At 33.7% G+C, this 15,188-nt stretch carries 16 protein-coding genes and 1 tRNA gene; 10 read left to right on the top strand and 7 right to left on the bottom strand.

Going from position 1 to position 15,188, the window contains the following annotated elements; all coding sequences use genetic code 11:
- Positions 1–417: 417 nt before the first annotated feature.
- The 4 genes from GXZ72_01175 to thiC form a co-directional block, all read right to left on the bottom strand.
- A complete protein-coding gene (locus tag GXZ72_01175) occupies positions 418–1,272 on the bottom strand; it encodes a DUF1724 domain-containing protein (protein ID HHT18166.1) in 855 nt (284 codons plus the stop codon).
- 250 nt (positions 1,273–1,522) lie between these two features.
- Positions 1,523–2,032, bottom strand: a complete 510-nt coding sequence (locus GXZ72_01170) for a ferredoxin:glutaredoxin reductase (protein HHT18165.1) — start codon at positions 2,030–2,032, stop codon at positions 1,523–1,525.
- Entirely contained in the window at positions 2,029–2,307 is a 279-nt protein-coding gene (locus GXZ72_01165; protein ID HHT18164.1) for a glutaredoxin family protein, read from the bottom strand. Before GXZ72_01165 ends, GXZ72_01170 begins: the two co-directional genes overlap by 4 nt.
- Before the next feature lie 1,004 nt (positions 2,308–3,311).
- Positions 3,312–4,586, bottom strand: coding sequence for a phosphomethylpyrimidine synthase (gene thiC, locus GXZ72_01160; GenBank protein ID HHT18163.1), 1,275 nt, complete (start codon positions 4,584–4,586; stop codon positions 3,312–3,314).
- Positions 4,587–4,633: 47 nt separating this feature from the next.
- On the opposite strand from thiC, the gene GXZ72_01155 reads away from it, so the two are divergent.
- The gene (locus tag GXZ72_01155; GenBank protein ID HHT18162.1) at positions 4,634–5,023 is read left to right on the top strand and encodes a CBS domain-containing protein; all 390 of its coding nucleotides are present in this window, start codon (positions 4,634–4,636) and stop codon (positions 5,021–5,023) included.
- A 68-nt stretch (positions 5,024–5,091) separates the two neighbouring features.
- Here GXZ72_01155 and GXZ72_01150 read toward each other — a convergent pair whose 3' ends face one another.
- Entirely contained in the window at positions 5,092–5,922 is an 831-nt protein-coding gene (locus GXZ72_01150) for a DUF2099 family protein (protein ID HHT18161.1), read from the bottom strand.
- Positions 5,923–6,093: 171 nt separating this feature from the next.
- On the opposite strand from GXZ72_01150, the gene GXZ72_01145 reads away from it, so the two are divergent.
- Positions 6,094–6,203, top strand: a tRNA-Met gene (locus GXZ72_01145).
- Positions 6,204–6,237: 34 nt separating this feature from the next.
- On the opposite strand, the gene GXZ72_01140 is transcribed toward GXZ72_01145, so the two are convergent.
- Positions 6,238–6,534, bottom strand: a complete 297-nt coding sequence (locus GXZ72_01140) for a DUF2769 domain-containing protein (protein HHT18160.1) — start codon at positions 6,532–6,534, stop codon at positions 6,238–6,240.
- Between the two features lie 260 nt (positions 6,535–6,794).
- Between GXZ72_01140 and GXZ72_01135 the strand changes: the two genes are divergently transcribed.
- From GXZ72_01135 to GXZ72_01120, 4 genes are all read left to right on the top strand, one after another.
- Positions 6,795–7,547, top strand: coding sequence for a HesA/MoeB/ThiF family protein (locus GXZ72_01135; protein ID HHT18159.1), 753 nt, complete (start codon positions 6,795–6,797; stop codon positions 7,545–7,547).
- A gap of 55 nt (positions 7,548–7,602) precedes the next feature.
- The gene (locus tag GXZ72_01130) at positions 7,603–7,998 is read left to right on the top strand and encodes a hypothetical protein (GenBank protein ID HHT18158.1); all 396 of its coding nucleotides are present in this window, start codon (positions 7,603–7,605) and stop codon (positions 7,996–7,998) included.
- 176 nt (positions 7,999–8,174) lie between these two features.
- A complete protein-coding gene (gene glnA, locus GXZ72_01125; GenBank protein HHT18157.1) occupies positions 8,175–9,503 on the top strand; it encodes a type I glutamate--ammonia ligase in 1,329 nt (442 codons plus the stop codon).
- Between the two features lie 163 nt (positions 9,504–9,666).
- The gene (locus GXZ72_01120) at positions 9,667–11,367 is read left to right on the top strand and encodes a DUF128 domain-containing protein (protein HHT18156.1); all 1,701 of its coding nucleotides are present in this window, start codon (positions 9,667–9,669) and stop codon (positions 11,365–11,367) included.
- Between the two features lie 219 nt (positions 11,368–11,586).
- Here GXZ72_01120 and tsaA read toward each other — a convergent pair whose 3' ends face one another.
- Positions 11,587–12,078, bottom strand: coding sequence for a tRNA (N6-threonylcarbamoyladenosine(37)-N6)-methyltransferase TrmO (tsaA, locus tag GXZ72_01115; GenBank protein HHT18155.1), 492 nt, complete (start codon positions 12,076–12,078; stop codon positions 11,587–11,589).
- A gap of 101 nt (positions 12,079–12,179) precedes the next feature.
- Between tsaA and GXZ72_01110 the strand changes: the two genes are divergently transcribed.
- From GXZ72_01110 to GXZ72_01095, 4 genes are all read left to right on the top strand, one after another.
- The gene (locus GXZ72_01110; protein ID HHT18154.1) at positions 12,180–12,389 is read left to right on the top strand and encodes a TOBE domain-containing protein; all 210 of its coding nucleotides are present in this window, start codon (positions 12,180–12,182) and stop codon (positions 12,387–12,389) included.
- A 386-nt stretch (positions 12,390–12,775) separates the two neighbouring features.
- A complete protein-coding gene (locus GXZ72_01105) occupies positions 12,776–12,967 on the top strand; it encodes a 4Fe-4S binding protein (protein HHT18153.1) in 192 nt (63 codons plus the stop codon).
- Positions 12,968–13,003: 36 nt separating this feature from the next.
- Positions 13,004–14,002: a 4Fe-4S binding protein gene (locus GXZ72_01100; protein ID HHT18152.1), complete on the top strand. Its 999-nt coding sequence runs from the start codon at positions 13,004–13,006 to the stop codon at positions 14,000–14,002.
- Between the two features lie 660 nt (positions 14,003–14,662).
- Positions 14,663–15,178 carry a transposase gene (locus GXZ72_01095; protein ID HHT18151.1) on the top strand — a complete coding sequence of 172 codons (516 nt, stop codon included), beginning with the start codon at positions 14,663–14,665 and terminating at the stop codon, positions 15,176–15,178.
- Positions 15,179–15,188: the final 10 nt, after the last annotated feature.

Below are 15,188 nucleotides of genomic sequence, written 5' to 3'. Positions count from 1 at the left end.
AGCTTTAATCAACAGTTTACAACATGTTTCACTACGAAAATAGCTAAAATCATCGAATTAGAATGGAATAAAAGGCCTTCACCACAATCAATAAAAAACTGGCTAACAAAAACAATTAAAAGAAAAAACAAAGACAATCAAGAATATTTAGAAAAAATAATCCATTATAAAAACAGAATATTCGAAATTATAGATATAAAAAACTATAACACAGCAAAAAAAAAATTTAAAAAAATTAAAACATGAAATCAACAATATCCCATACCAATTCAGGAAAAAAATAACTAAAAAATTCGTAATACACTTTGAAAGATTCATAAATCGTGCATGAAAAGAATTTATTGAAAAGAAAAAAAAATGTTAAAATGGGATATGATTATTCTGAATATTTTTTGCACGATATTCTATTAAGAGTCGTTATTTTTCTAAAGCAACAATTTTTTCAGGAGTTTTTCGCCCTTTAAATTCTACGGAATTAGATATTTGACGATAATGTTCGAATAATCTGTTACCCCATGAAATAGCCTCTTCACCATGACTAATTAAAGAAATATTCAAGTCATATGTTCCATCAGCTGAAAATAGTCCCAAGGCAATAAAGTTGTCTCCTGTGGTCAGTGAGATCTTCACATCTTCATCTATTTTCATTAACTTTAAATTACCTTCTTTGATCCATTTATTCAGTTTTTCTTCTCCAGCAGTTTCAACCAACTTATCAATTATCCCCTCAGTCATTATAAGCTGTACATCGCCCCCGTTTTCCAGGGCTTTCATAAATATCTGGACACTTGCGGGGTTGTATACTGAGGTGAGTTGTTTAAAGTTTTTACTTTTGGCTAAAAATTCTGATAAAACCTCTTGTGGCCTCATAATATTGGTGCTAGTGGATTTAACAATGAATGATTTTTCCAGACAACCAATATCTTTAAAGAGATCAGGAGGGATGCAACTAATATCATGGTTTAAGAACAACCCCTCACAGAGGTTAAGCGAATAAAAAGAGCGCATTACATCGATTAATTTATTGGATACTACTTCACCAGTTTGGGATAGGGAATAATTTCCAGATTCACGGAAAATGAAATTTTTTTGTTCCAGTTGATTCATTCCGTGTAAAATAGTAGACGAACTCAGATGAATTTCCTTACGCAAATCAGCTAAATTCTTAGATCCACTTCTTAAACTAATTAATATCTTAGCCCTTACATCAGAGGCTATGAAAAATTTCATATCATCCTTTACTTGCTCATACAATTCAAACATATAGTCCATTTGACTCCCACCTATTCAATCTATAGTAGCCGAATATTTTTTACATAATTATTACATTTACATTATAGTAATAATTTTATTTAACTAATTTAAATTTTGATTGTTGTTGATTATAAATATTTCCCTTTTTTATGATTATATGTGAATTTCAATAATTGTTGATGGGAATATGATTTTAAAAAAAAACCTTTATAAATGTTTTATAAAAGAAAAAATCAATAATATTAATTTATAATATCCTAAAAAATACCTATAAAAATCGTTCAAACCTTTCTTTTCCAACTTTACAGATAGGACAAATTTCAGGGGGCTCTTCTCTAGCACATAAATATCCGCAAACTCTGCATCTCCACACTGGCAGAGAAACACTAGTTAATACTTTTTTCTTGGAAATTTCATCAACTTTAAACTGTTGATCGGGCCCAGGTCTCCTTTCAGGTATGGATGTTAGTTTTTTTTGACCATTAAAGACTTCGCTGGTAACGTACAAAGCACAGTAACATGCCCCAAATTCGTTCAAGTCAGGATCACGATAGTCGCATGGACATATAATATCAAGATCTTCCTCTTTAGCACCAGATGCTAAGCGACAAGGACAAGCATCATAACCATAACGATTCCTGTTAATTAGAATGCTTTGCAGGAGATCCTTGGTAAATGATTCATCAGGATTAAGATAGTAACCTGCAGATTCAGCATGGTTTTTAATCTCCATATAAAAACGATTTACTTCTTTTTTTGAAATATCAACCGTACTCATTGTAGATTCTCCTTTACTTTATCTTCATCGAATCCCACGATGCATTCTTCATTATTTATTATCAAGGTGGGGAAAGAAAGTTGAGGATTCCATTTCTTCAATTGTTCAATCATCTCTTGCCGTTCATCACCCTCCAGAAGATCAACATAGACGTAGTTGTATTCCACTCCCAGTTCCTCCAACATCATCCGAGTCTTTTTGCACCACCCACAAGTGCTTAATGCATACAGAACAACATCCCCTTTATTTTCACCTTCAACATGTTGCATTGACATTTATTTTTCCTCCGTATAACTTAAGAAAACCTAAAATAACAATGACCAATGATACGATATATCATTTAATTCAATACATGGATCATAAGTTAGCTTTCTTTAATATCATGCCTTAAAGAATTTCTATAAGTAATATTGATTTTGTGATTTTTATGTTTATTGCTTTGTGTTTTTCGTTGTTTGGCATCTAAATATGAAAATCGCAACCAACTACATTATAATCATATTAACATGAATTAATCGTTTAAACATTATTTAATGAATTAACAGTGCGTACTCGTTCAAAAAGAGATGAAAAATTGGTTGATTAATCCACTTATTTATTATCGGTTTACAAACTTGTGAATGAGGCGTGCAATTATCACTCCCCAAGGTTGGTGTATCTAAAAATAATGAAAATTTTATGGTTATATAATGTTGATTTTCAAGTGGTAAAGCTTGTCTGATCCGAGCTTAGTGGATAAATTAATGATTATATTTCCTTTAATAAGTTTATAAAACGTAGACTAATCACCACAACTGCCGATATTCATGACGATCAAGTGGACCTTAATAAACCGAAAGAAGTAGTGAATTAAGATTTTAAATACTTTTAAACATTATACAAAAACAATGGCGACACCATTTAGCGAAAAACACGCAGACACACCTCACAAAACAAATACAAAAAAGACACCTGCAAAAAATTGCAATAGAACACCCCTACACAGTGATTAAAAACAAGTTCAAGTCCCGGACACCGATTAATCAGCACCACTCTCATTAACCCAAAAAACATTTTTCTAATGCTTTTGCTACAACCTACTGCAACTCATTACCTTAACCCAAAATCAGATGATATTGTGGAAATTTTCATCAATAAACTAGAATCAATGATAAAAACAATAAACAAAGATAGAAATGAACACCAAACATGGAAAATAAAGAAAAAAAAGAAATTTTCATTATTTATAATTAAGTTTGTTAGAGTTAGCTGAAAATATACTTTTTTGATAAGGAATTAATTACATGTTGTTTCTAACCATTCTAAGAGCGCAAAACTCACCACACATGGTGCACATATCATTTCGATCTGTTGGTTTTCTTTCACGGCATTTTTTAGGTTTTTCAGGATCGAATGCCAGTTGGTACTGTTTTTCCCAGTCAAAATTCTTTCTTGCTTTGGCCATGTCTAATTCTTTGGCCCATGCAATTTTATGGCCTTTAGCCACGTCAGCAGCTTGTGCAGCTATTTTTGATGCGATAACTCCTTCTTTAACATCTCGCAATACAGGTATAGAAAGATGTTCTGCCGGAGTTACATAGCACAAGAAATCTGCTCCGGCCTTAGCAGCCAATGCCCCTCCGATGGCGGAAGTAATGTGGTCGTATCCTGGTGCCAGATCAGTTACTATAGGCCCTAAAACATAAAATGGTGCTCCTTGACAAACTGTTTTCTGGATTTGCATGTTAGCTTCAACTTGGTTTAATGGCACATGTCCAGGTCCTTCTACCATGACTTGAACTCCTGATTCCCTAGCCTGTTTCACCAGACTTCCTAAAATTAACAGTTCACTCATCTGAGGTATGTCAGAAGCATCAGCCAGACAACCTGGTCTGAGGCCATCACCCAATGAAATAGTTATATCATGTTCTTTTGCTATTTCCAACAAGTAATCAAAATTGGAATAAAGTGGATTTTCTTCTTGGTTGTGAAGTATCCAAGCTGTAAGGAATGCTCCACCCCTACTGACCACTCCCATTATCCTTTCAGATTCTTTAACTTTTTCCACAGTGTCCTGAGTAATTCCACTATGGATTGTCATAAAATCAACTCCTTCCTGAGCTTGTTCTTCAATAGCCTTAAACATGTCTTCTTCTTCCATGTTAATTACCGCTCCACGCTTCTTGGAAGCGTTGATCCCTGCTTGATATATGGGAACAGTACCTAAAGGTACGTTTGTATTTTTAATAATGGCTTTTCGCACTTTTTTATAATTTATTCCAGTAGAAAGATCCATAATAGCATCTGCACCATATTCTACTGCCATCTGAGCCTTATTTACTTCCAAATTCACGTTTTCCAGTTCAGGGGAAGATCCAAGATTGGCGTTGATCTTAGTAGAAAGTCCTTTTCCAATTCCACATGGTTTTGTATTCCTGTTATTATTGGTAGGAATCACCACATAACCCTTAGCAACTCTACGTGCGAGTTTTTGAACATCAATGCCCTCATTTTCAGCTACTTTTTGCATTTCATCTGTGATCTGACCTTTACTTGCCCGGTACAATTGAGTCACTTTTTCACCTTTGTTTTAATATAGTATGTAGTTAAAAGTTAAATATTATGATAGAAAAACTGCGTGCCCAAGATATCATGATCCAGGAAGTGCATGTAACCTCCCGCAACGACATGGTGGCTGCAGCCAAGCTAAAAATGATGCGATGCAATGTTGGAGGTCTGCCAGTAGTGGACAAGAAGAAGTTAGTGGGTATAATAACTCATCGTGACATCCTCCTAGCTGGCGGGGAGGCACTTGGTCTCAAAGTGGGCGATCTAATGAGCAAAGATCCAGAAGTGGCAGAGAAAAACACCCCAATAATGAATATTACCAGAATTATGGCTGAAAAAGGTTATCAAAGAATTCCAGTAGTAGAACAAGGGGATTTGGTTGGCCTTATCACCCAAAGTTCTCTTATTCGCGCCCTTGCTGGTTTAGATGATGAAATATATTAATTATCGCCATTTCTTCCTGACATAGTCTTTAGTTCTTAAACAACTACTCATCTTATGCTAAATTATTATTAGATTAGGGGATCTGGAATTTTAGCATCTTTTTTATCTTTCAATCCTCCGATCTTTTCGATTCTCATTTTAAGAAACTCTTCTCCTTCCTTACTGGCAGCGTATATGGGTATTGCAACTCCCACTGAAAAAATATTCCTTTTTTCTGCAATAGTTCTTAGGTGAATCGAAGCACAAGAAGTTATGATATCAGTGTTTTCAAAAAGGATCTCAGCATCCTCTCTGGAAATACCAGTAGTATGAACTGCAAAAATATAGATATTCACCCCATCATGTTGACTTTCAATTTCTCTGAGTTTCACTGCATCTTCTGCCAATGTAACAGTGACTCCTATTTTTTGACAACCATTATTTATAGATTTTAAAACTCCTTTTGCCTGATTTATCTCTGCAGTTTTTGGGTTCAGAACTGCATTTTCCCCTAATATATTTATGACTTCGTTTATGGGGCTGGTACTGATAATTCCAGAGATTCTGCCACCAATTCCTTGCACCAGTTCTGGATCTTCAACAGTTACAGTTCCACATCCATCACAAACCATGACCGCGCAATCTATACGTTTTTTTTCAAGTAATGTGCCTAGGATCTCAGATATTCCAAAAGATAAGAAATCCCTCATTTTTAACTCTCTCTGACTGGTGCACATTCCAAAATCCTTGATTCGGAATTTTATATTATCTTTAACCACTTGGGGATTGAGTTTCTCGATATTTCGGTACTTGTGAAAAAGAGGGCAGTAATTTATTTGAGGTTCTTCAACTTTGACTACTTTTCCATCCTTTATGACTATTTTTGATTTGCCTAAAGCCTCTATAACATGTTCATCCACGTTAACACCTCAAATTATGATAATATAATGTGTAATTCTAACCCAATTAGATTTATCCCAAAAATAATTTTATCTTGATTGTTTAATAAAGCACTTCACCAGAAATAAACATAACTTTTCTTAACCATAGAAAACTTTAAATTAGATAAGAATGAACAGCATATAAGCCATGCCGGGGTGGCTCAGCTGGTTAGAGCGCGCGGCTCATAGGGTATTAAGCAAGTGCTCTGACTTTTTCCTGGGATACCGCGAGGTCGCGGGTTCGAATCCCGCTCCCGGCACTTTAATTTTATTTATTATGACATGATCTATATTTTACTTCTTTTTAGACCTCTGTTCTTCTTCTGAACCTTCAATACAGTATAATTCATATTTCATTTGAAAATTGATGTGCGTTGAACACTCACTACAATTGCATTCTATTAATTCAAGACCACAACCACTATTACCTAAAATACAGAATAATCCTTCTTTATTTTCATTCATACATTCGTTGAAACTTGGGCATTCTCTGCAGATGCATATCCTTTTCTTTTGCATTTCAATTAAAGTTTTTAACTGATTTTCTGACATTTCTGACATTTTTTCCAGAATTTCTTCAAATTTATCCATTAAAAAAACCCCATATCTTTGTTCAATAGTAAAATTATATACTGCCACTTACCATAAGATTAAATATTTCAATGAACTTCACTGTAATTCTCAAAATTATATTTGAATTCAGTTAATTTATATCAAATTTCGATATTTTCGAAGAGAGTATAATAATTATCTGATAATATTATTTGTTTCCACTTGGAAATGTTATATTTTAAAAGATGCAAGAAAAGGACAATTATTAAAAATAAACTAATGAATTATTTGGTGCCCATATGCCTAAAAAACAGGAAAAAACAGATTACTGGAAAATGATTGAAAGACAAACTGGAATTCTAGATAAAAACGAACAATTGAAACTTAAAAAGTCTAAAATAACTGTTATAGGATGTGGAGGTATTGGTGGCGCCACTTTGGAAATGTTAACTAGAATGGGAGTTGGAGAGCTCCGTATAGTTGACAAAGATGTTTTTGAAATCTCCAATATCAACCGGCAGCTCATGAGTAAAATAAACAACATCGGAAGACCAAAAACTGAAGTAACCTTGGAAGAACTTAGAACAATCAACCCTTCACTGAAAATTGAGCAGATTAACGAAGAATTGACAGATGAAAATGTATACGAAATGTTAAATGAAAGCCATGTTGTTGTAGATGGCTTAGATAACCTTTTCACTCGTATTATAGTTAGTAGATGTTCCAGGGAATTAGAACTTCCTTTTATTCATGGAGCAATTCATGGTACCATGGGACAAGTGACAGTGTTCAACAATACAACACCTTCCTATGAGGAATTGTTTCAATTACCTTCACAGGGAAAAAAATTAACTGATGAAATTATTTCTAGAATTAATAATTTGAACAAAGAAGTTCCTCCAGTAATTGGACCAGTTCCTAACATTGTAGGGTGCATTCAAGCTTTTGAAGCTGTTAAAATTATAACAAACAAAGGAACTTCCTTGATGGCACCTAATGTATTGATGTTTGACTTATTGAAAGAAGAAGCATTTACAGTGGTGAGATTTTAAATTTTCAATTAAAAATTAAATATTATCTAAAATATAGTGTTTTGATGGTGTATTAATGAATCAATCCAAAACAACCGTTTTAATTGGATTTGTAGTAATATTTTTAATATTAATGGCCAGTGGATGCACATTTGATAAAGGAAATCTGATTAATCAAAAAAATGAAAAAACAGAGGATATTATCCAATTTACGGTTAACATAGCAGAATCGAATAATAATTCATATCATGTAACTGGATTAGTCGAAAACAAGGTGGAACAAAAATATCGGTTTGTTAACATGACTGTAACAGGGTATAATAATAAAAATGAAGCAATCTCTGAAACTAAAATAATGATCCCTGAGGTTTCTGGATATGATTACGCTACTTACGAAGTATGGTTAGCAACACCCCCTGCTGAAAAAATTACTATGGTAAAATTAAGATTCATAAATGGCACTAAAGGATAAAAAACCATCAACAAAAGTTTTATTTATAATTACTTAATTCATATTTGTTTTTTTTTCCACTGATGAAGCATTGTTGTTATTTAAAATTCATCTATTAACCCAATTTAAAAATACCACAAATATTTAAATACCAGCAAAAGGAAACATACTTCCGGTTAAAATAAAGGAGTTACAAATTGCAAGACAAAATTGGAAAATTACTTGAAGATATAGAAAAATGTGGTATTAAATTCGTTAGACTACAATTCGTAGATATACATGGGACTCCTAAAAACATGGCTATTCCCTTAGTAAAACCAACCGACATAGAAGCTATCATAAAAGACGGAATTTTATTTGATGGTTCCTCAGTCGATGGATTTGTAGACATTAACGATAGTGATTTAGTAATAAAACCAGACCCTGACACATTTTCCACACTTCCCTGGAGACCTGAAGAAAAAGGAGTGTGCCGGTTCATTTGTGATATTTATTGGCCTGATGGAACACCTTTTGAAGGAGATCCCAGATATATACTGAAAAAAACCTTGGCCAAAGCTGAAAAAATGGGTTACGAATACAATGTTGGTCCAGAGCCAGAATTTTTCATTGTTGACGTAGATGAAGATGGAAATGTTTACCCACATGATGAGGGCGTTTACTTCGATGTGGAACCTGTAGACCAAGGAACTGACATGAGAAGAGAATTAGTTTTAGGATTGGAAGAGTTAAACTTCGACGTAGAAGTAAGCCATCATGAAGTAGGGCCTGGACAACACGAAATAGACTTCAAATTCGACCATGCCCTGAAAACTGCAGATGCATTCATTACATTCAAACAAGCAATTAAAGCCATAGCAGACAAATTAGGCTCAATGGTCACTTTCATGCCGAAGCCTTTCTTCGGTGTTAACGGTAGCGGTATGCACTGCCACCAGAGCTTGTTTAAAAATGGAGAAAACATTTTTTTTGACACTGACACCGAAACTCAATTATCAGAAGAAGCATTACATTTCACTGGAGGTTTACTAAAACATTCAAAAGCATTATCCGCTATTGTAGCTCCAAGTGTTAACTCATACAAACGATTGGTACCGGGATATGAAGCCCCAGTTTACATCACCTATGGATTTAGGAACAGATCAACCCTGGTCCGAATTCCTGCGTCTCGTGGTAACGGTACGCGAGTGGAGTTCAGAAGCCCTGACCCCTCATGTAACCCATACTTAGCATTTGCTGCTATGCTTGAAGCAGGTATGGATGGTATTAAGAACAAAATCGATCCAGGAAAGCCAACTGAATTAGATGTATATAAATTAAGCCCTGAAGAACTGAAATCAATGGGTATTGAAACACTTCCATCAAGCCTTTGGGAAGCATACCATGCCTTGGAGGATGACGAAGTGATTAAAACATCCCTTGGTGACCATGTGTACAACGAGTTTTATGCCTTAAAAAGGAAAGAATGGGATGAATACCGGATACAAGTATTCCAGTATGAAGTCGAGAAGTACCTTCAGATTTAAAACTCCGTCTTTTTCTTTTATTTTTCTTTTACTGCACAATTACTATTTTATCCTAATTCAACCATACAATTAAATAAATAATACCAACAATGCGAACTAATATTTATTATAATGATTTAAATGAAAGTTATACTTCTAAAAAAATTATTAAATTGGTGAATTAATGCCACAGGAAACTGATCGTAAGATGATAGAGATCCTAAGGATCCTTGCAGAAAAAGGTAAAGTTTTAGGGGCTAAAACCATATCTAGAGAACTTCACAAGAAAGGATACGACTTGGGTGAAAGAGCAGTTCGTTATCATTTGCGTATTCTGGACGAAAGAGGATTTACTGCACGTGTTGGATATATAGGTCGAGAAATAACTCCTGAAGGCATTAAAGAACTAGGTAAAGGCCTAATTTATGATCAAGTTGATTTCATTTTTTCTAAATTTGAAGACATGATGTATCAAACCACTCTTAATCCAAAAACAAGTTTAGGATCCGTGGTTGTAAATACATCAACTTTTTCCTATGATGCGCAGTTAATGAAAATTATTGAAAATATTTTCAACAAACAAATAGCAGTAAGTCCCTATGTTAAAATTAACACACAAGCCTCATCTGATGGTAATGAAAACAAAATAGAAATGGAAACTATTTGCGGAACCACCATTGACGGTATGCTCCTTAAATCAGGAATCCCCGTTGTGCCTAAGTATGGTGGCTTGGTTGAGATAAAAAATCATGTCCCCCGAGATTTTATTGAACTTATTGCCTATAAAAAGACTTCCATGACACCTTTGGAGGCTTTTGCAGATCAAGAGATGACCTCCGTTTTAAAAGTGATAGAAAGTGGTAACGGAGATATTCCAGCTAATTTTCGGATAATACCAGCTAATTCCAGAGAAGATGCAATTAAATTATTTGATAATCTCAAAAAAATAGGAATTTCCGGAATTTTAAAGATTGGTGAGGCAGGTGAACCAGTTCTGGGTATTCCCGTGGATAAAAATATGATTGGAATCGCTGTTATTGGAGGTATAGCTCCCTTATGTGCTGCAAAAGAATCAGGTTATGAAGTTGATATAAAAATGGCTGAAAGCACAACTGAATTCTCGCAAATGAAACCAATCACAACACCTCGAAAGTTATTGAAACTGGCAGGACGTGAAAAAGGTGAAAAAGTTAAATTTTTACTTTCCAAAGCATGGAACCTTATCCATGAAGTTGATTTCGATCTTGAAAGTCATACAGGACAGGTAATAGTTAATGTGTCATACCTTAAAGAGGAAGACTTTGAAGAAGGACTGAATATTTTTGGACATGTGATGGCCTCCCGTCCAGAGTACTGCACCAGTAAATACTACCAGATCGTTCCAGGTCCAGATGGTAAAAAAGGAATAGCAACTGTTTGCAGTTTGACAATTGATGGAATACTCACCAAACAAGGAATAGCAACAACCCCCCAATATGGAGGTATCTTGGAAACAGACAACAAAACACCGCGATTCATTGAACTAATTGCTTACGGAGGTTCATCCCTAGACCCACACGAAATTTTTTTATCCAAATGTTTAACATCTGTAAGTGATGCTTTGAAAACAAGTGGCAGGATACTGGCCAGTTTGAAAGAAATTCCATATGTAGCTCGTCCTGAAGCGATGGATGTTCTTGAAAAAATTGGAAATGCAGGATTTTCAATTCTTAAAATAGGTAAACCCAGTGAACTAGTCTACAATGCTAAAGTAGAACGGTATCATGTGGGCATAGTTGCTCCTGGTGGGTTAAACCCATTAGCTGCTATTAAAGAAACAGGAATTCAAGTTCAAGCCAAAGCTGTTGAAAAACTCATGAACGTATCCCAGATGGAAGAATTTTAAGTAAAAAGTAAATCTATTATTTTTAATTAAAACTTGACACAACCAATTTTACAAAGATAATGGTAAATATTGCCATTCATTTTGTTTTTAATGAAATCATCTTAAAATTTGTAAAAAAGAATAATAAATAGATTTTTCTCGAAATTTCATCATCAAAAAAAAAGTAACCCCTTAAAGCAGATTGAAAAATAAGATGTGAAATCCTATCGAATAAGAAATCTAATCTATAAAACGTGTGTCGGACTTTTTTTCCTTGACTTCCTGTTTTTTATCATCAAACCAACCCACACACACATCTTCATCTTCACAAGTATCAAAATGTGGAATGTATGGTTTTATATCAAGAAGAGGAGTTCCATCAAGAACATCTACATTAGATATATGGATAATGTTTCCTTCAACTTTTTCCAAACAAACTACTGACATGCCAATGGGATTAGGTCTTTTTGGAGCCCTTGTTGCAAAAATTCCACGTTTTACATTGTCTAAAAAGGGTTTTACTCTAAGAGAATGCCCATTGCACATGTGAAGATGGTATATCAATATTATGTGTGAAAAACCTTCCAAATCTTTTAAACCTTCCAAATACTCGTTTTCAAGTTCAATTTGTCCTTTAACTCCTTTTGCACCTACGGGTTGGATGGGCATTCCCTGAAGATCCTTGTGAGGTGAGTGTATTGTTCCTATGGGCTTGTATTCTACTGTTTTCATCTTATCACCAGTTTGATCGAAATGCAAGAATGTTAATGAAAATCTATTTTTGCCATCAATTATATAAATGTAATCAAAAGTTTTATTGGAGGATACAAACTATGAAAATGAGTGCACGAAACATGCTTAACGGGAAAGTAGAGGGAGTTACAGTGGGAAAAGTAATGGCCAGTGTAAAAATAAGAATAGAAGATCCTAACATGATTACAGCCATAATAACCCAAGAATCTGTTAATGAATTGGATATTAAAGAGGGAGATGTAGTTAAAGCAATTATAAAATCTACAGAAGTCATGATTGGAAAAGAATAACTTTTTTAATCTTCCTTTTTTCTAATATTTTAATTATTATTAATCGATTCCCCTTATTTTAATAAGATATTATTTGCATTTCGAAAAATAAATTGAGCAGTATATTTAAGGTCTCAGATTTTTCTTTTTATCTACGTAAATATACAACAAATTAGTTGAAAAAACCATCATATTATTGTTTTTTTAGCAGATTAATCATAAAAAGAAATTACAACTCTAAAACAACCCTACAAACTTTTCGAAACGCGAAAAATCTAAGACCTTAAAAATATTATTTTGAATTTTAAAACAACATGTTTCCAGAACAATAATTTTTTTGAAATTCGATATGTTTATATGCCCATATCGTATATGTATATCATCAACTCATTAGTTCGGTGATAATCATGCCAGTAGTAATAGACTTAGAAAAGTGTGGAAAAATCAATGACTGCCCCGGAGAAGGACTGTGTATCAAACTATGCGAACAGGGTGCATTAGTAGAAGAAGACGGGGAATTAGTTTTATACATGGAAAAATGTGATGACTGCGATTTATGTATCACGAATTGTCCAAATCAAGCCATATCTAAAGCTTAACTTTTAAATTAGAATAATGGTGTAGGGAATGGTATAATGAGCACAGTAGAAAGAAACGGGAACGAAAAACGTTCTCTGGATTACATCAGGAATAAATGTGTCGGCTGTGGAATATGTACAGAAATCTGCCCAACAGAATCACTAAAATTAGGTCCAGTGCTACCAATAGCAAGAGGTTTAGTTGACATGGATTATCTAAATGTAAATGGTAAAAATTGTGTTTTGTGCGGTTTATGTGCTTCAGCTTGTCCTTTTGGAGCTCTTGAATTTGAGATCAACAATAAAAACATCAAAGACCTTGATGAATATCCTATTTGGAAACACAGTGCGTCTATTGATGAGGATGAGTGCTTATACTGTAAAGCATGCGAAACTGCATGCCCACAGGATGCCATAACTATTAAAAGAGAACTCCCTGAACGTTCAAAACTGGTAACTGGTGAAATCAATATTGATGAAGATAAATGTATTTACTGCGGGGTATGTGAAGAATTGTGCCCACCACAAGCCATAAGCATGAAACAGGAAAAAATGGATCGTGAGATCAAGGTAGATGAAAATAAATGCGTTTACTGTCTGGTGTGTAAACGTGCCTGTCCAGTAAATGCTATAAAAGCTGTTTGTAGTTCATGTTCCTATGGAGACTATCGATTAAACCCTGAAGATGCAAAAATTAAAGGTAGGTCCATCTTGCAGGAAGACGAATGTGTGAACTGTGGGTGGTGCCAAGAAATCTGTCCAGTGGATGCAGCTAAAGTCATAAAACCCTTTGAAGGCGAGGTAATAATGGACACCACGGAATGTAAAGGTGATTCATGCCATGCTTGTATGGATGTTTGCCCCTGCAATGCAGTGAGCTTAGTGGATAATAAATCATCCATAGAAGAGAGATTTTGCATTCTCTGTGGTGCTTGCAGTAATGTCTGCCCACAAAACTGTATTAAAATTCAAAGAGATAAGATAAATCTGGAAAACATTAAATCCAAGTCATGGCAGAAACAAATGGCCAAATTAGTTGTTAATGGTTCTAAATAACCATTTATTTACTTTTTTAAAAATTTGGCTTTGTAGAAACCATGTTTTTTTTTATTTGAAATTGAGGTTTTTTAATTTTTTTTGGTAATAAAAATAACTTTATTAGTTTTAGGTTGAGTTTTTCCTGTTTTCACTTGAAATTACACTTACATATTTTTAAATACGGTTGCTAAAGTATTTATAAAGGGAAAGGGGAATAATATTATTATGATTAGCAAAATCTATTATTCCCCCGTTTATTGTGGGGTCTCAAAGCAGTTAAATCTTTTGGATTTTAATTTTAAAAATTCTAATATTCAATGTTTAAAAAGATTTTCAAACAAGAATAGTGGATTAAAAGAAAATAAATTGGTCGAATTCATTGAAAGAACATATTATTATGTTAAAATAGCGATAAGCAAGTATTCTAATGCTTTTTCAAACCATTTATATTCACAACATGCTTTATTCACAATATTAGCAATGAAAATTTACACAAAATCAACATATCGTGAAATAATTGATTTTATTGATGTATCAGACCTAATTAAGAAATATTTGAGAATAAAAAAGGTTCCACACTTTACAACGATCCAAAAATTTTTTAAAAGACTACCTTCAAAACAAATTAGAGAAATTAACCGTTTAATATTATCATTAAACGATATTAAAGCAGATATAATAGCATTAGACGGTTCTGGTTTCACTAATGATTATGCAGACAAGTATTATGCAAAAATACGGCAAAAAGAAAGAAAAAGCTACATAAAAAACCACTTAACAATAGACGTAAAAACACGCCTTATTTTATATTATCAAACATCACGTGGACCGAAATACGATACACAATTTGCAAAACCTGCATTAAGACAAATCAAAAAGTATAAACCAAATTACATAGTAGCTGACAAAGCATATGACACAGAACCAATAAGAAAGTGTATAAATGAAGAACTCAAAGCATTTGACCAAATCCCTCTCAAAAACAGAGCAAAAAAAGGACAATACAGACTAAAAAGCCCAGCAATATTCCGACAGAAAATATACATAAACAGAAACAATATAGAAAGCATATTTTCAACAATAAAGAGAAAATTTAACGGCACAAACCATAGTAGAAGCACACAACTATCAAACAAAGAAACCAAACTCAAAAACACAATATACAACATCTACAGATCAACACAAATCAAATAAAAAAAGGGTT

The sequence above is a fragment of the Methanobacterium sp. genome, assembly GCA_012838205.1.
Classification (GTDB): Archaea; Methanobacteriota; Methanobacteria; order Methanobacteriales; family Methanobacteriaceae; genus Methanobacterium.
The sequence above is the reverse complement of the archived record's forward strand: the minus strand, read 5'-3'. Positions and strand labels throughout refer to the sequence as shown.